This is a genomic window from Bacillus sp. BF2-3, assembly GCF_008368795.1.
GTDB classification, from domain to species: domain Bacteria; phylum Bacillota; class Bacilli; order Bacillales; family Bacillaceae_G; genus Bacillus_A; species Bacillus_A cereus.
Genome location: NZ_QOSA01000010.1, coordinates 183,986 through 201,257, shown reverse-complemented (window position 1 = coordinate 201,257; position 17,272 = coordinate 183,986). Strand labels below are relative to the sequence as shown.

Below are 17,272 nucleotides of genomic sequence, written 5' to 3'. Positions count from 1 at the left end.
ATGAGTAAAATTATCGGTATTGACTTAGGTACAACAAACTCTTGTGTAGCTGTTATGGAAGGTGGAGAACCAAAGGTTATCCCAAATCCAGAAGGGAACCGTACAACACCTTCTGTTGTAGCTTTCAAAAATGAAGAACGTCAAGTTGGGGAAGTTGCAAAGCGCCAAGCAATTACAAACCCAAATACAATCATGTCTGTTAAACGTCATATGGGTACAGACTACAAAGTAGAAGTTGAAGGTAAAGATTATACACCTCAAGAAATTTCTGCAATCATTTTACAAAATTTAAAAGCTTCTGCTGAAGCATACTTAGGTGAAACAGTAACGAAAGCTGTTATTACAGTACCTGCATACTTCAACGATGCAGAGCGTCAAGCAACGAAAGATGCTGGTCGTATCGCTGGTTTAGAAGTTGAGCGTATCATTAACGAGCCAACAGCAGCAGCACTTGCTTACGGTTTAGAAAAACAAGACGAAGAACAAAAAATCTTAGTATATGACTTAGGTGGCGGTACATTTGACGTATCTATCCTTGAGTTAGCAGACGGCACATTCGAAGTTATTTCAACTGCTGGTGACAACCGTCTTGGTGGCGATGACTTTGACCAAGTTATCATCGATCACTTAGTAGCTGAGTTCAAAAAAGAAAATAACATTGATTTAAGCCAAGATAAAATGGCGCTTCAACGCTTGAAAGATGCAGCTGAAAAAGCGAAAAAAGATCTTTCTGGTGTAACACAAACTCAAATTTCATTACCATTCATTAGTGCGGGAGCTGCTGGTCCATTACACTTAGAATTAACGTTAACAAGAGCGAAATTCGAAGAGCTTTCAGCAGGTCTTGTTGAAAGAACATTAGAGCCAACTCGTCGTGCATTAAAAGACGCTGGTTTTGCTCCAAGCGAATTAGATAAAGTTATTCTTGTTGGTGGATCTACTCGTATCCCAGCTGTACAAGAAGCTATTAAACGTGAAACTGGTAAAGAGCCATATAAAGGTGTAAACCCTGATGAAGTTGTAGCATTAGGTGCTGCAGTTCAAGGTGGCGTACTTACTGGTGATGTAGAAGGCGTTCTATTATTAGACGTAACTCCACTTTCTTTAGGTATTGAAACTATGGGTGGCGTGTTCACGAAATTAATCGAGCGTAACACTACAATTCCAACAAGTAAGTCACAAGTATTCTCGACAGCTGCTGATAATCAACCAGCAGTAGACATTCACGTATTACAAGGTGAGCGTCCGATGTCAGCTGACAACAAAACGTTAGGTCGTTTCCAATTAACTGACCTTCCACCAGCACCACGTGGTATTCCACAAATCGAAGTAACATTCGATATTGATGCGAACGGTATCGTTAACGTACGTGCGAAAGACTTAGGAACAAGCAAAGAGCAAGCTATTACAATCCAATCTTCTTCAGGTCTTTCTGATGAAGAAGTAGAACGTATGGTACAAGAAGCGGAAGCAAATGCTGACGCTGACCAAAAACGTAAGGAAGAAGTTGAACTTCGTAATGAAGCTGACCAACTTGTATTCCAAACAGACAAAGTTGTAAAAGATTTAGAAGGTAAAGTAGATGCAGCTGAAGTTGCAAAAGCAACAGAAGCGAAAGAAGCATTACAAGCTGCAATCGAGAAAAACGAGCTTGAAGAAATTCGTGCGAAAAAAGATGCTTTACAAGAAATCGTACAACAATTAACTGTTAAATTATACGAGCAAGCTCAAGCAGCTGCTGGTCAAGCAGAAGGTGCGCAAGGTGCACAAGACGCTGGCGCGAAGAAAGACAATGTAGTTGACGCTGAGTTTGAAGAAGTAAAAGAAGACAAGTAATTCAACTGTAAACATAATAAGTAAGATGACAAAAAGTCAAAGTCAAGCGTGCCTTGACTTTGGCTTTTTTCACGAATGAGAAGCGATGTGTGAGGATCTTAAGTTTTTCGCTTTGCATACTGTAAGTGAGGAAACTTTGTTGCAAAGCACTTTCTTTCGGTGTTAAAATTACGTTTATGTGAAAGATTCGGGGGTTGTAAATTTATGAGTAAACGAGACTATTATGAGGTCCTTGGACTTAGCAAGGGCGCTTCAACAGATGAAATAAAAAAAGCGTATCGTCGTTTGGCTAAAAAATACCATCCAGACGTAAGCAAAGAAGAAAATGCAATTGAAAAGTTTAAAGAAGTACAAGAAGCATACGAAGTGTTAAGTGATGATCAAAAGCGTGCGCAGTACGATCAATTTGGTCATGCTGGTGCAAATCAAGGATTCGGTGGATTTGGCGGCGGAGGAGACTTCGGTGGTGGCTTCGGTTTTGAAGATATATTTAGTTCTTTCTTTGGCGGTGGCGGCGGCAGACGTCGTGATCCAAATGCTCCGCGCCAAGGCGCTGACTTACAATATCAAGTCACTTTAGATTTTGAAGAAGCTATTTTTGGTAAGGAATTAAATGTGGAAATTCCAGTAGAAGATCCATGTGATACTTGTAAAGGTAGTGGAGCAAAACCAGGAACTTCAAAAGAAACATGTAAACATTGTTCAGGTTCTGGTCAAGTGAGTGTTGAACAAAACACACCGTTTGGTCGTATCGTAAACCGTCAAGCTTGTGGTCATTGTTCAGGAACTGGACAAATTATTAAAGAAAAATGTACGACATGTCACGGTTCAGGTAAAGTTCGTAAACGTAAAAAAATTAATGTTAAAATTCCAGCGGGTATTGATAATGGTCAACAAATTCGTGTGTCTGGAAAAGGTGAAGCCGGCGTAAATGGCGGACCAGCAGGAGACTTATATGTTGTTGTTCATGTAAGAAATCATGAATTCTTCGAGCGTGAAGGAGACCACATTATTTGCGAAATGCCATTAACATTTGCACAAATGGCACTTGGTGCTGAAGTGGAAGTTCCTACTGTTCATGGTAAAGTGAAGCTGAAAATCCCAGCAGGAACACAAACTGGAACAGAGTTCCGCTTAAAAGGAAAAGGTGCTCCGAACGTACGTGGATACGGTCAAGGAGATCAATATGTAGTCGTTCGTGTTGTTGTACCGACGAAATTGACTTCACAGCAAAAAGATTTATTACGTGAATTTGCAGGACAAGAAGAGCAGGATGATAGTTTATTCGGAAAGCTTAAACGTGCTTTCAAAGGGGAATAATGGAAATAAAAAATGGAGTTGGTAAATTGTGAAATGGTCAGAAATTAGTATTCATACAACAGAAGAAGCAGTAGAAGCTGTCTCTCATATTTTACATGAAGCTGGTGCTAGCGGAGTTGCGATTGAGGATCCAGCGGAGTTAACGAAAGAGCGCGAGCAACAATATGGTGAAATTTATGCATTGAATCCAGATGAATATCCGGCGGAAGGTGTATTAATAAAAGCATATTTCCCGCAAACCGATTCTTTACATGAAACGATTGCAGGTGTAAAATCATCTATTGATGTGCTTCCATCTTACGACATCGAAATTGGTACTGGAAATATTACCGTTAACGAAGTCAATGAAGAAGATTGGGCTACTGCTTGGAAAAAATATTACCATCCAGTACAAATTTCTGATACATTCACAATCGTACCGACTTGGGAAGAATATACACCATCTTCTCCTGATGAAAAAATCATTGAATTAGACCCGGGTATGGCGTTTGGTACAGGAACTCATCCAACAACAACGATGTGTATCCGTGCTTTAGAAAAAACAGTACAGCCAGGTGACGCTATTATTGATGTAGGAACAGGTTCTGGTGTACTTAGTATTGCAGCAGCAAAATTAGGTGCGTCTTCTGTTCAAGCGTATGATTTAGATCCGGTTGCGGTTGAAAGTGCAGAAATGAATGTACGTTTAAATAAAACAGATGATATCGTGTCTGTTGGACAAAATAGTCTTTTAGAAGGTATTGAAGGTCCTGTTGATTTAATCGTAGCTAACTTATTAGCAGAAATTATTCTATTATTCCCTGAAGATGCAGCAAGAGTTGTGAAGTCAGGTGGATTATTTATTACATCGGGCATTATTGCTGCGAAGGAAAAAGTAATTTCTGAGGCGCTAGAAAAAGCTGGATTTACAATTGAAGAAGTGTTACGAATGGAAGATTGGGTAGCAATTATTGCACGAAATGCGTAATATAGATTTTAGTCTATAATGAAAAGGGGAGTCTCTCACTATAAGGTGAGGGACTTGCCGTTTGTTATATGAAAAATGATAACGTTTCGTTCTTTTCGTAAGTGTTGACTTACGAAAGGAACGAAACTCTACTAAGGTGATTATATGCAACGTTATTTTGTAGAAGAGAAATATGTAAATGAGACAAGTATTCGCATTGTAGGTGATGACGTACATCATATCGCAAGAGTGATGCGTATGTCAGCTGGTGATCATATTTATTGCTGTGTAAATGGAAAAACAGCAGTATGTTCAATTGATGAAATTACCAGTGAATTTATTAATACGGCTATTGTAGAATGGGTAGAGGCGTCAAGTGAACTTCCTGTTTTCGTGACGATTGCAAGTGGACTGCCAAAAGGAGACAAGCTAGAGTTAATTTTTCAAAAAGGAACTGAGCTTGGGGCAGCTGCATTCTTACCATTTCAAGCATCTCGCTCTATCGTAAAATGGGATGCGAAAAAAGCTGATAAAAAAGTTGAGCGTTTAAGAAAAATTGTGAAAGAAGCTGCGGAACAATCACATAGAAGTGAAATTCCAGAAGTACATGCTCCAGCATCATTTAAGCAATTGCTTTCAATGAGTGGTGAGTATGATGCTTGTCTTGTTGCTTACGAAGAGGAAGCAAAACAAGGCGAGAAATCTAATTTTGCGAAAGCTTTAACGACAATGAAACCAGGTCAAAAGCTATTGATTGTATTTGGCCCAGAAGGCGGTTTAGCTGAGGAAGAGATTACAGCGCTTCGTGAACATAAATTTGTACCATGTAGTTTAGGACCAAGAATTTTAAGAACAGAAACGGCGCCGTTATACGCGTTAAGTGCTGCTTCGTATCATTTTGAATTGATGGGGTGATGATCAATGTCAACTGTTGCGTTCCATACGTTAGGTTGTAAAGTAAACCACTATGAAACAGAAGCCATTTGGCAATTGTTTAAACAAGGTGGTTATGAAAGAACAGAATATGAAAAGAAAGCTGATGTATATGTTATTAACACATGTACAGTAACGAATACTGGGGACAAAAAAAGCCGTCAAGTAATCAGACGTGCTGTGCGTCAAAATCCAGATGCAGTTATTTGTGTAACGGGATGTTATGCACAAACATCTCCAGCTGAAATTATGGCGATCCCGGGTGTGGATATTGTAGTTGGTACACAGGATCGTGAAAAGATGTTAGGTTACATCGAAGAATTCCGTAAAGAGCGTCAACCAATTAATGCTGTCCGCAATATTATGAAAACACGTGTGTACGAAGAACTTGATGTACCTTATTTCACGGATCGTACACGTGCGTCTTTAAAAATACAAGAGGGTTGCAATAACTTCTGTACATTCTGTATCATTCCTTGGGCGCGCGGTTTAATGCGTTCTCGTGATGGAAAAGAAGTTATTAAACAAGCGCAACAATTAGTGGATGCAGGCTATAAAGAAATCGTATTAACGGGTATTCATACAGGTGGATACGGCGAAGACATAAAAGATTATAACTTAGCTGGATTACTTCGTGATATGGAAGCGGAAGTAGGCGGATTAAAACGTCTTCGTATTTCTTCTATTGAAGCGAGTCAAATTTCAGATGAAGTAATTGAAGTGTTAGATAAATCTGAAGTAGTTGTACGCCACTTGCATATTCCGTTGCAATCTGGTTCTAATACTGTATTAAAACGTATGCGTCGTAAATATACGATGGAATTCTTCCAAGAGCGTTTAGATCGTTTGAAAGAAGCGTTACCAGGCCTTGCGATTACATCTGACGTAATCGTTGGTTTCCCAGGTGAAACAGAAGAAGAATTCATGGAAACATACAATTTCATTAAAGAGAACCGCTTCTCTGAGTTACATGTGTTCCCTTACTCAAAACGTACAGGAACACCTGCAGCGCGCATGGAAGATCAAGTTCCTGAAGATGTGAAGAACGATCGTGTTCATCGTTTAATTGAGCTATCTAATCAATTAGCGAAAGAGTACGCATCAGCGTTTGAAGGTGAAGTGCTTGAAATCATTCCGGAAGAGCAATTTAAAGAGGGCGACCGTGAAGGGTTATATGTAGGTTATACAGATAACTACTTGAAAATTGTATTTGAAGGATCAGAAGAATTAATTGGTAAGCTAGTGAAAGTGAAAATTACGAAAGCTGGTTATCCATATAACGAAGCGCAATTTGTTCGTGTTCTTGAAGATGATGTGAAAAAAGAATCAGCTAGCGCATAAAAAGAGCGTGCAACCGGAAACGGTTTGCATGCTTTCTTTATTTGAAGCGGTTAAGTAATAGAAGGTGGGGAGGCGTTTCATGCATCCCTGTATGAAAAAAGATGAAATGATAAAAATATAGTTGTCTTCATCAGTGAAGGATACTAGTTATTTGCATAACTTTTGAAAAGGAAATGCTTCTATTCTTCTTTTATTCTGCCAAATAGTTGACCTGAAGTGATAAAATGTATTATAATCGTAAAAGACATGCTGAAGAAGTGTTTCTTTTTGCATGCTGAAGTTAGTATGTAAGTGTGATGTTTCGGAGGGAGGGAAAGAGAATGTCAAAAACAGTCGTTCGTAAAAACGAGTCTTTGGAGGATGCACTTCGCCGTTTTAAAAGATCGGTTTCTAAAACTGGTACACTTGCTGAAGCAAGAAAGCGCGAGTTTTATGAAAAACCAAGTGTAAAACGTAAGAAGAAATCTGAAGCGGCAAGAAAGCGTAAATTCTAAGAGAGGGTGTAAGTTATGAGTCTTCTCGGTCGTTTAAACGATGATATGAAACAAGCGATGAAGAATAAACAAAAAGAAAAATTAACCGTTATTCGTATGGTTAAGGCTGCTTTACAAAATGAAGGTATTAAACTGCAACATACTCTTACTGAAGAAGAGGAAATAACAGTTTTAGCTCGTGAAGTAAAACAGTATAAGGACTCCCTCCTTGAATTTAAAAAAGCTGGTCGTGAAGACCTTGTTAATAAACTGCAAAGTGAAATTCAGATTTTAAGCGCATATTTGCCAGAGCAATTAACTGAAGAAGAACTAGTTGATGTAATCAAGCAAGTTATTTCTGAAGTTGGTGCGACTTCTAAAGCAGATATGGGTAAGGTGATGACTGCTGTTATGCCGAAAGTAAAAGGTAAAACAGACGGATCACTTGTGAATAAGCTGGTTATCCAGCTATTAGCATAAAAAAACGTCTCATTTCGTATGAGACGTTTTTTTATTGTTCTGATTAAGGAGAAACGCTATATTGCTTAAAAAGCGTTTCTGTAAGTGATAAAAACCCCTCTAGTTAAAGTTTCAATTTATTATTTCCTTGTATAATTCCGATTCTACACCTATTCTTACTTCCTTGACTAAAACTTCTTTCGCGAATAAAAGCTAAGTACCGAGCCTTCTGAAACTCAGATTGAAGTTTTATAGCTTGCTCTTCAGCATAATCCTCAAAGGTAACGAAAGAGATTCTAACTATTTTAGATTTTGCATCAGTTGCATAAAATGGCTGGATATTACTGTCGGTAACTTGTTTTATAACATTCAAAACTTCTTGACCAAAGCCGATTTCCTTTCGTATTTCCTCATTTATTAATTCATTTTTTAATGAACCCTAATATTTTTTGAAATTCATATAACAACCATCTATAAAATATTCTTACTTACAACGTAACATTCAGAGTGAAGAAATTTTCTTTTTTTTTGATTTTATCCCGCATTAACGGGTAGCCCGATTGGTGAGGATTGATTATAGTTTTACTTTATCTCAGTTGTCCAATAAATGACAACTACTTATTCTATGGTCAGTATGTCACGTCCAGAACGAATTGTAACAGGTTTTTTCAAGTTTCCCACTTCTCGCTAGGCTCAATTTCTTAATGTAACTTGTACTGATATCCTGTAGGGGCGCATATTCTTGTATTAATACTTCTATTATTAAAGGTAACATCCTCTGATCCATCATTGTCCTGACAAATATGATTTCATATAGCGACTGTTTTAATTAACATGATATGAACTCTTGCAGAATATAGTTATGTTAGTGAAGTCGTTATAACACGATAGGCACTTGTGAAGAAATACATATATATGGGATGAGAGGGGGTCTTTCGAGATGAAGAAATTAGAACAAATGAAAAATTGGTTGACAAAACAAGTAGACCTACCAGTGGATGTATTAATGGATCTACCTCGGATTACTCTTGTTGGGCAAATACATATTTATATAGAAAATCATCGGGGGTTATTAGTGTTTTCAGATAAAGAAGTGCGATTGCTTTTAAAACACGGTCAATTATTAATTAAAGGACAATCCTTTGTTATTAAAACGATTCTTCCAGAAGAGCTTTTACTCGAGGGGATAATTGAGCAAGTAACATTTTTAGAAAATGAAAAAAAAGGTGATTGAAGTGAAACTTCCATTTGTGAAGTTTTTCTTCTTTATCCTGTAAAAGTTCCGTTGATAGAGACTGATTACAGTTTTACTCTGTTTTATTTTAGTACGAGCTATTTTAATGCTTCAAATAAAAAGTAGTATATCTACTTTTAGAAAGGTAGTGAAGGTGGTAAATGAAAAATAAATGGTTTATAAAGTGGCTTGGATATGTAAAAGTGCGAATTGAAGGTAGAGGAGCGGAACGGTTTGTTAATGAATGTGTACGGAGGAATTTATTAGTTTGGGATGTTAAAAAGATAGCTGATGAAACGTTAGTTTTTTGTATGTTGTTACGCGATGTGAAAAAAATAAAACCAATTTATAGAAAAAATGAATGTAAATTATATTTTATTGGACGTTATGGTTTTCCTTTTTGGAATAAACGTTTAATTAAAAACAGTGGATTTTTAATTGGTTTTTTAATTTTCTTTTTTGGTGTGATTGCAATGTCAAATATGGTTTGGAAAATTGAAATTACAGGAGCTAAACCTGAAACAGAATATATATTGATGAAAGAATTGGATAAAATGGGTATTAAAAAAGGGAAACTACAATTTCAAATGCCGAATGTAGAAGATGTACAACGCCATTTGACAGATAATATTAATGCCATTACTTGGGCGGGACTAGAAGTAAGGGGAACGACTTATCATTTTAAAATTGTTGAAAAAAACGAACCGAAGAAAGAAAAGGAACAAAGGCCGCAAAATTTAGTAGCAAAAAAAGAAGCGATTATTACAAAAACGTTTGTAGAAGTTGGAAAGCCGGTTGTACTGAAAAATGATCATGTAGAAAAAGGACAGATTCTCGTATCGGGAATATATGGTAATGAGGAAAGTCCGACGATTGTTTCAGCGAAAGGTATTGTATATGGCGAAACGTGGTATACATCTAAGGTGGATGTCCCGTTAAAGACGCAATTCCAAGTGTATACTGGTAATGTATACAATGAACATTTTCTTAAATTTGGGGATACGAAAATAAAAATATGGGGATTTCAGCATGATAAGTATAAACGCTCTCGTACTGAAAGTGTAAAGCATGATGTGAAATTATTTGGTTTTACACTGCCGATTGCATATGAAAAAGATGTTGTGAGAGAAGAGGAAGAAGCGAATCGAGAATATACAGAAAAGCAAGCGCTGAAAGTAGCGAAGGAGATGGCCGAAAAAGAACTAAAGAAAAAATTGGATGAACATGCTATGATTGTAAGTGATAAGATTTTGAGTAAAGAGGTTGAGGCGGATCAACTAAAAGTTACATTGCATTATACTGTGGTTGAAAATATTGCAGAGCCACAACCAATATCCGAATCCGATATTCAAGGAGACTGAGTAATGGCAGAACAATTAGTAGAAATGAACCAACAATTGGAAAATGCTAACGAAGCAATCGCTCTTTTTGGAGTTAATGATGCGCATTTAAAAGTAATTGAACGAGAACTGAATGTATCGATCGTAACTAGAGGAGAAACTGTTCATGTATCTGGGGCAGTTGAAACGGTGGCACTCGTAGAAAAAATCTTACAGCAATTACTTGTTGTAATTCGTAAAAGTATATCAATTTCAGAGAGAGATGTTGCGTATGCGATTCAGCTTGCACAACAAGGGAAAATTGCTCAATTTGAAGAGTTATATGAGGAAGAAATTTTCAAGACTGCAAAAGGTAAATCCATTCGTGTAAAAACAATGGGGCAAAGAAGATATATTCATGCGATGAAGAAGAATGATATTGTCTTTGGGATAGGGCCTGCAGGAACTGGAAAAACATATTTAGCTGTAGTAATGGCTGTGAGGGCTTTAAAACAAGGATATGTAAAGAAAATTATTTTAACAAGACCTGCTGTAGAAGCTGGAGAAAATTTAGGTTTTTTACCAGGGGATTTGAAAGAGAAGGTAGATCCATACTTACGCCCGTTATATGATGCTTTACATGATATTCTTGGACAAGAATATACGCAGCGTATGATGGAGCGAGGAGTAATTGAAATAGCTCCGCTTGCTTATATGAGGGGGCGTACGCTTGATGATTCATTTGTTATTTTAGATGAGGCTCAAAATACAACGGGTGCTCAAATAAAAATGTTTTTAACAAGATTAGGTTTTAGTTCTAAAATGGTTATTACAGGGGACCCTTCACAAGTAGACTTGCCAAAAGGGGTAAAATCAGGGCTATCTATAGCTGCTAATATTTTATCTGGTGTATCAGGTCTGTCATTTATTACATTAGAACAAACGGACGTTGTGAGACATCCATTGGTGCAACGTATTATTGAGGCATATGATAAAATGGAATGATCCTATTTGTCAGGATCATTTCTTTTTGTATGATAAGGTTGGCGAACGTCATATTTTTTACTATCATGAAAGATAAGGAAAATAAACTATTGGTACTAGTGTATAAAATATTGCCTCAAAGTATCGTTTGGTAGAAGAAATGAAAGCTATAAATAGTTTCACTTTATTTCTGGAGAGGAGAAGGTATTGAAATCATGTCAAGATCTCAAGAAATTTCTAAGTGGTTTCGTAATTTACAACATTCGAAAAAACTAAGTTGGATTTCTTACGTTGTGTTAGGAGCAGTGCTGTTTTTTGCGCTTATGAATAATGTAAAACCAGAACAATTAGATGTTAATATGTATTCTATTGCGAAAAAGACAATCCATTCTCCTATAAAAATTGAAGATAAAGTTACAACGGATAAAAAGAAAAAAGAAGCCGCTACAAAAGTTGAAGATCAATATACATATAAAAGTGAGTATAAACAAAACAAAGTTGATATTGTGAATGACGTCTTTGCTAAAGTGGATGAAGTGGTGCAAGAGATTAAAGCTGTTGGACCGGATGATCAAAAAAAGATGACTGATGCTGAGAAAGTGGACAAGTTAAAAAAGAAACTACCCGCTGACTTAACGAAAGAGTTATCTGATTCAAACTTACTGAATTTGATTAATGCAGATCCGAGCCAATTAGTATTAGCGAAAGATGCTGCGGTCACAGCGATTAATAGTATCATGACTGAGCATATTAAAATGGACGAATTGAAAGATGCGAAAGAACGATATGTAAGTGAGATGAATAGTGTTAATGTTGATAATGGTTTAAAAGAATCAATTAAGGCGCTAGGAAGATATGCAATTTCAGCTAACTATTTTTATGACCCAATCTTAACGAAAGAGAAGAGAAAAGCAGAGGAAGATTTAGTTCCACCTGTTTATATTCTTCAAGGACAAGTTCTTGTTAGAGAAGGTGAAACAATTTCAAGTGATGTGTATAATCAGTTGAAATTAGTTGGTTTGTTAGAAAAAGGGAACGGTTTTCAACCTTATGTTGGATTAGCGGTACTCATTGGTGTGTTACTATACTTTATGCATAAACAATTTGAATTATTTTTAAAGAGAAAAAGAGAAGATAGACCGTATGTTTTAGCGTATATTACAATTTTGTCTATCACAATCGTCTTAATGAAAATCATTAGTTTGTTTCAAAAACTTGAATACGCAGGGATTGCATATGTTGTCCCAGTTGCGATGGGAACAATACTTGTAAAACTAATGATTGGTGATCGATTTGTCTTTTTAACGAGTATGATTTTTTCTGTATGCGGAAGTATTATGTTTAATGAAGGAGTAACGAGTACATTAAATTATAGTGTAGGGATTTACGTATTGTTAAGTTCGTTATCGGTTAGTATTTTCTTGCGAGAAAAAAATCGTCGTACAATGATTTTACAAGCTGGTATACTCGTTTCTGTATTAAATGTAGTCGTATTGGCGGCGCTTTTATTATTACGTAATGGGAATTTTTCGCCTCTTGAAATTGGTACGCAATTATTAATGGCTTCACTTTCAGGGATTATATCATCCGTTTTGGCTATGGGGATTTTACCATATTTAGAAAGTGGACTTGGAATCGTATCAAGTATGAAGCTTATGGAACTATCAAGTCCAAATCATCCGCTTTTACGCAGAATTTTGTTAGAAGCGCCAGGGACATATCATCATAGTGTAATGGTAGCGAATCTTTCTGAGGCTGCTTGTGAAGCAGTTGGGGCAAATGGTGTATTAGCGCGTGTAGGGGCATATTATCATGATGTAGGAAAAACAGTACAACCGCAATTCTTTATTGAAAACCAAATGGGAATTAAAAACCCGCATGATAAATTAGATCCTGTAACGAGTAAAGATATTATAATTGCTCACGTAACGGATGGAGTAAGAATGCTCGAAGAATATCATATTCCACAAGAAATTATTGATATCGCTGGGCAACATCACGGTACAACGTTACTGAAATATTTTTATTATAAAGCTATTAAAGAAGATAAAGAAAAATATACAGAAGAGATGTTCCGTTATCCAGGTTCAAAAGCAACTTCGAAAGAATCGGCAATTGTTGGTATTGCTGATAGTGTAGAAGCTGCGGTACGTTCTATGAATCACCCAACGCCAGAACAAATTAATAATTTGGTGCAAAGTATTATTAAAGATCGACTGCAAGACGGTCAATTTAGTGAATGTGATTTGACGTTTAAGGAACTACAAATCGTTGGAAAAACGTTGTGTGAAACGTTAAATGGTATTTTCCATTCGCGTATTACATATCCGGAACCTCCGGAAGAAAAGGAGAAAGAATGAATTTGTTAATTGATTTTATTGATGAAACAGAAGAAGTAAAAGAAGAGTATATGAGTTTAATTCGTGAAGTGTTAGAAAAAGCAGCTCAAATGGAAAATATCGAGGATGGTGCGGAGGTATCGGTGACATTTGTAGATAATGAGCGCATTAGAGAAATTAATCGTGATTACCGAGATAAAGATCAACCTACAGATGTAATATCCTTTGCCATGGAAGAGATGGGAGAAGGAGAAATGGAGATTGTTGGTGCAGAGATGCCGCGCATGTTAGGGGATCTTATTATCTCTATTCCAAGGGCGAAAGAGCAAGCTGAAGAGTACGGACATTCTTTCGATCGTGAACTTGGATTTTTGGCGTTACATGGCTTTTTACATTTACTTGGTTATGATCACATGACAGAAGAAGATGAAAAAGAAATGTTCGGAAGACAAAAAGAAATTTTAGAAGCTTTTGGATTAGGACGATGAAAAAAGGAAAACTTATAGATAGTTTTGGATATGCTATAGCTGGTATATTCTTTTGTTTTCGTCATGAACGAAATATGAAAATCCATTATTTAGCCGCAGTCATTGTTATATGCTGCGGCTTTTATTTCCATATTACGAAAATAGAGTGGATGATATTACTTATTGTAATAGGGAGTGTAATGAGTTTAGAGATGGTAAATACGGCTGTGGAAAAAACGGTAGATTTAGCGACTGCCGATATTCATCCGTTTGCAAAAATTGCAAAGGATGTTGCGGCAGGAGCGGTTTTATTGTTTGCAATTATAGCTGTTATAATTGGTGCTATTATCTTTTTACCGTATATGGTATAGTTGCATTCCGAAGCTTTTATTAAGCTTTGGAAGTGCCGTAAGGGCCTTTAATGAGAGAGTGTATCTCTTCATAGCTGTGAACAGGAAGGATGCGGGAATATGAATAGTAAACAATTAATTCTAGAAGCAATCGAAGCGCGTAAACAAGCGTACGTACCATATTCTAAATTTCAAGTAGGTGCAGCATTATTAACGCGCGATGGAAAAGTGTATCGTGGATGTAATGTTGAGAATGCATCATATGGCTTATGTAATTGTGCTGAAAGAACAGCTTTATTTAAGGCGGTTTCTGAAGGGGATAACGAATTTGTAGCCATTGCGGTTGTAGCAGATACAAAGCGTCCAGTACCTCCTTGTGGAGCATGTCGACAAGTTATGGTAGAATTATGTAAACAGGATACGAAAGTATACTTATCAAACTTACATGGTGACGTTCAAGAGACGACAGTCGGAGAATTGTTACCAGGAGCATTTTTAGCGGAGGATTTACATGAATAGAAAAGGTTATAAATCAGGTTTTGTCTCTATTATTGGCAGACCGAATGTTGGAAAATCTACATTTTTAAACCGTATTATCGGCCAGAAAATTGCTATTATGAGTGATAAGCCACAAACGACTCGTAATAAAATTCAAGGTGTATATACAGAAAATGATGCACAAGTTATTTTCATTGATACACCAGGAATACATAAACCTAAACATAAATTAGGCGACTTCATGGTAAAGATGGCGCAAACGACATTAAAAGAAGTTGATATTGTTCTGTTTATGGTTAATGCAGTTGAAGGATTTGGTCGTGGTGAGGAATTCATCATTGAGAAATTAAAAGAAACGAAACAACCAGTATTTTTAGTCATTAATAAAATTGACCAACTTCATCCAGAGCAATTACTAGAGTTAATTGATCAATATCGTAAACTACATGAATTTGCAGAGATTGTACCAATTTCTGCGTTAGACGGTAATAATGTGGACGCTTTAATTGGAACAATTAAAAAGTATTTACCAGAAGGACCACAATACTATCCAGAGAATCAAGTAACGGATCATCCGGAGAGATTTATTATTGCAGAGCTTATTCGTGAGAAAGTACTACATTTAACACGTGAAGAAGTGCCGCATTCTGTGGCTGTTGTTATCGATGCGATTCAAAAGCGTGAGGGCGGGGCAGTTTATATAAATGCAACGATTGTTGTTGAACGTGCATCACAAAAAGGAATCATCATCGGAAAACAAGGAAAAATGTTAAAAGAAGTTGGTAAGCGAGCTCGTTTTGATATTGAAGCGCTACTTGGTTCTAAAGTATTTTTAGAAGTATGGGTAAAAGTGCAAAAAGATTGGCGTAATAAAATGTCTCAGCTTCGTGACCTAGGTTTCCGCGAGGATGAGTACTAAAATAGAGTAAAGTTGTAATCAGTGGATGGTTGGTTCATCCACTGATTATTGGTTTTTATGAACTTTGATAAATTAGGAAAAATTTTTCTCACATGAAAATGGACAAAATGGGTCAATTTAATAACAACAAAGGAAATTGGTTTATAGGCTACGCTTATTGAGAAAGGTGGATTCTTATGCTAGATTTTACCTGGAAGTTTTTCTCCAAAACAGGAAGCATTGAAACGTACTTGCTTTTGAAAGAAATGGAAAAAGACGTAAACGATGAGATGGATCAACATGAAGAGGAGCTAGCGCATCTAGACTCTCCAATTTCTTGACCCGTTTTGTTCAAACCTTGGATGGTGACGAACATGTTTCAAAAAGTTGAGGGCATCGTTATCCGTACGACAGATTACGGAGAAACGAACAAAATTGTTACAATATTCTCAAGAGAACTTGGTAAGGTAAGTGCAATGGCAAGAGGGGCAAAAAAACCGAAAAGCCGATTAGCATCTGTGTCGCAATTAATGACACATGGCCATTTTCTAATTCAAATGGGATCTGGGCTTGGAACATTGCAACAAGGCGAGATTATTTCAACTATGAAAGAAATTCGCGAGGATATATTTTTAACTGCTTATGCATCATTTATTGTTGAGTTAACTGATAAAGCAACAGAAGATAAAAAACATAATCCGTATTTATTTGAAATGTTATATCAAACGTTGCATTATATGTGTGAGGGTGTTGATCCAGAAGTATTATCATTAATTTATCAAACGAAAATGCTTCCGGTATTAGGGATGCGCCCGTACTTTGATACATGTGCGATTTGTCATCAAGAAACAGACTTTGTCGCCTTCTCCGTCAGGGAAGGCGGTTTTCTGTGCTCACGTCATGCAGAGCAAGACCCATATCGTATACCGGTAGGAGAAGCTGTTCATAAATTATTACGTCTTTTCTTCCATTTCGATTTACATAGGCTCGGAAATGTATCGGTAAAGGATAGCACAAAAAAACAAATGCGTTTAGTATTGAATACATATTATGATGAATATTGCGGAATTTATTTGAAATCAAGACGTTTTTTAGAACAACTTGATAAGTTTCAAATATAATTTTGGGCCGTATACGGTCCTTTTTACATACTTTCTTTTTCGAATAGCATATTTAGTATATAATATTTAAGAGATAGTATAACTTTTTTCGTTGTGCATTAAAGGTGGTGATTATCATAGAGCTGAATAAACGGCAAGAACATATCATTCAGATTGTAAAAGATCACGGTCCTATTACAGGGGAATCAATTGCAGCGCAATTGGGTCTAACACGTGCGACGCTAAGACCAGACTTAGCAATTTTAACGATGGCTGGTTATTTAGAAGCACGTCCACGCGTAGGTTATTTTTATACGGGTAAAACTGGGGGGCAGCTATTATCTGAAGCTGTTAAGAAAATTAAAGTACAAGATTATCAATCTAGACCGGTTGTAATTGATAAAAATGTTTCCGTATACGATGCAATTTGTACGATGTTTTTAGAGGACGTTGGTACATTGTTCGTTGTAGATCAGATGACTCTATTAGTTGGTGTTGTGTCTCGTAAAGATTTATTAAGAGCGAGCTTAGGAAAGCAGGATTTAACCTCTCTTCCGGTTAATATTATCATGACAAGGATGCCAAACATTGCGATGTGTCGTAGAGAGGATTCTTTATATGATATTGCGATGGAATTAATAGAAAGACAGATTGATGCAATGCCAGTTGTAAAAGATACGAAACAAGGTTTAGAAGTGATTGGGCGAATTACAAAAACAAATATTACACGTGCGTTTGTAAATTTAGTAAATAACGAATAAGTGTAATTTGTTTA

The 17,272-nt window shown here is 36.6% G+C and carries 18 protein-coding genes; all 18 read left to right on the top strand.

Going from position 1 to position 17,272, the window contains the following annotated elements; translation table 11 throughout:
* A complete protein-coding gene (gene dnaK / locus DN401_RS10140) occupies window positions 1-1,836 on the top strand; it encodes a chaperone protein DnaK (RefSeq protein ID WP_000034700.1) in 1,836 nt (611 codons plus the stop codon).
* A gap of 204 nt (window positions 1,837-2,040) precedes the next feature.
* Window positions 2,041-3,156: a chaperone protein DnaJ gene (dnaJ, locus tag DN401_RS10135; protein WP_000043946.1), complete on the top strand. Its 1,116-nt coding sequence runs from the start codon at window positions 2,041-2,043 to the stop codon at window positions 3,154-3,156.
* A gap of 28 nt (window positions 3,157-3,184) precedes the next feature.
* Window positions 3,185-4,123: a 50S ribosomal protein L11 methyltransferase gene (gene prmA / locus DN401_RS10130; RefSeq protein WP_000872097.1), complete on the top strand. Its 939-nt coding sequence runs from the start codon at window positions 3,185-3,187 to the stop codon at window positions 4,121-4,123.
* A 144-nt stretch (window positions 4,124-4,267) separates the two neighbouring features.
* Window positions 4,268-5,017: a 16S rRNA (uracil(1498)-N(3))-methyltransferase gene (locus DN401_RS10125; protein ID WP_001190154.1), complete on the top strand. Its 750-nt coding sequence runs from the start codon at window positions 4,268-4,270 to the stop codon at window positions 5,015-5,017.
* Window positions 5,018-5,023: 6 nt separating this feature from the next.
* Complete coding sequence (mtaB, locus tag DN401_RS10120) at window positions 5,024-6,376, top strand: tRNA (N(6)-L-threonylcarbamoyladenosine(37)-C(2))-methylthiotransferase MtaB (protein WP_000108680.1); 1,353 nt, start codon at window positions 5,024-5,026, stop codon at window positions 6,374-6,376.
* Window positions 6,377-6,696: 320 nt separating this feature from the next.
* Window positions 6,697-6,870, top strand: coding sequence for a 30S ribosomal protein S21 (gene rpsU / locus DN401_RS10115; RefSeq protein WP_000048061.1), 174 nt, complete (start codon window positions 6,697-6,699; stop codon window positions 6,868-6,870).
* Window positions 6,871-6,885: 15 nt separating this feature from the next.
* Window positions 6,886-7,329 (top strand): GatB/YqeY domain-containing protein, encoded by a 444-nt coding sequence (locus DN401_RS10110; RefSeq protein WP_000054562.1) that lies wholly within the window; start codon window positions 6,886-6,888, stop codon window positions 7,327-7,329.
* Between the two features lie 919 nt (window positions 7,330-8,248).
* Window positions 8,249-8,542 carry a sporulation protein YqfC gene (yqfC, locus tag DN401_RS10100; RefSeq protein ID WP_000732269.1) on the top strand — a complete coding sequence of 98 codons (294 nt, stop codon included), beginning with the start codon at window positions 8,249-8,251 and terminating at the stop codon, window positions 8,540-8,542.
* 161 nt (window positions 8,543-8,703) lie between these two features.
* Window positions 8,704-9,903 (top strand): sporulation protein YqfD, encoded by a 1,200-nt coding sequence (yqfD, locus tag DN401_RS10095; protein ID WP_000792498.1) that lies wholly within the window; start codon window positions 8,704-8,706, stop codon window positions 9,901-9,903.
* 3 nt (window positions 9,904-9,906) lie between these two features.
* A complete protein-coding gene (locus tag DN401_RS10090) occupies window positions 9,907-10,866 on the top strand; it encodes a PhoH family protein (protein ID WP_000840501.1) in 960 nt (319 codons plus the stop codon).
* A gap of 194 nt (window positions 10,867-11,060) precedes the next feature.
* Window positions 11,061-13,205 (top strand): HD family phosphohydrolase, encoded by a 2,145-nt coding sequence (locus DN401_RS10085; protein WP_000091510.1) that lies wholly within the window; start codon window positions 11,061-11,063, stop codon window positions 13,203-13,205.
* Entirely contained in the window at window positions 13,202-13,672 is a 471-nt protein-coding gene (gene ybeY, locus DN401_RS10080) for an rRNA maturation RNase YbeY (RefSeq protein WP_001050397.1), read from the top strand. Before DN401_RS10085 ends, ybeY begins: the two co-directional genes overlap by 4 nt.
* The gene (locus DN401_RS10075; RefSeq protein ID WP_000715464.1) at window positions 13,669-14,022 is read left to right on the top strand and encodes a diacylglycerol kinase family protein; all 354 of its coding nucleotides are present in this window, start codon (window positions 13,669-13,671) and stop codon (window positions 14,020-14,022) included. Before ybeY ends, DN401_RS10075 begins: the two co-directional genes overlap by 4 nt.
* A gap of 99 nt (window positions 14,023-14,121) precedes the next feature.
* Window positions 14,122-14,520, top strand: coding sequence for a cytidine deaminase (locus DN401_RS10070; RefSeq protein WP_001086283.1), 399 nt, complete (start codon window positions 14,122-14,124; stop codon window positions 14,518-14,520).
* Window positions 14,513-15,418, top strand: coding sequence for a GTPase Era (era, locus tag DN401_RS10065; RefSeq protein ID WP_001080230.1), 906 nt, complete (start codon window positions 14,513-14,515; stop codon window positions 15,416-15,418). Before DN401_RS10070 ends, era begins: the two co-directional genes overlap by 8 nt.
* Window positions 15,419-15,594: 176 nt before the next feature.
* Window positions 15,595-15,738, top strand: a complete 144-nt coding sequence (locus DN401_RS10060) for a YqzL family protein (protein WP_000883924.1) — start codon at window positions 15,595-15,597, stop codon at window positions 15,736-15,738.
* A gap of 33 nt (window positions 15,739-15,771) precedes the next feature.
* Window positions 15,772-16,518, top strand: a complete 747-nt coding sequence (recO, locus tag DN401_RS10055) for a DNA repair protein RecO (RefSeq protein ID WP_000487009.1) — start codon at window positions 15,772-15,774, stop codon at window positions 16,516-16,518.
* 107 nt (window positions 16,519-16,625) lie between these two features.
* Entirely contained in the window at window positions 16,626-17,258 is a 633-nt protein-coding gene (locus DN401_RS10050; RefSeq protein WP_000583756.1) for a transcriptional regulator CcpN, read from the top strand.
* Window positions 17,259-17,272: the final 14 nt, after the last annotated feature.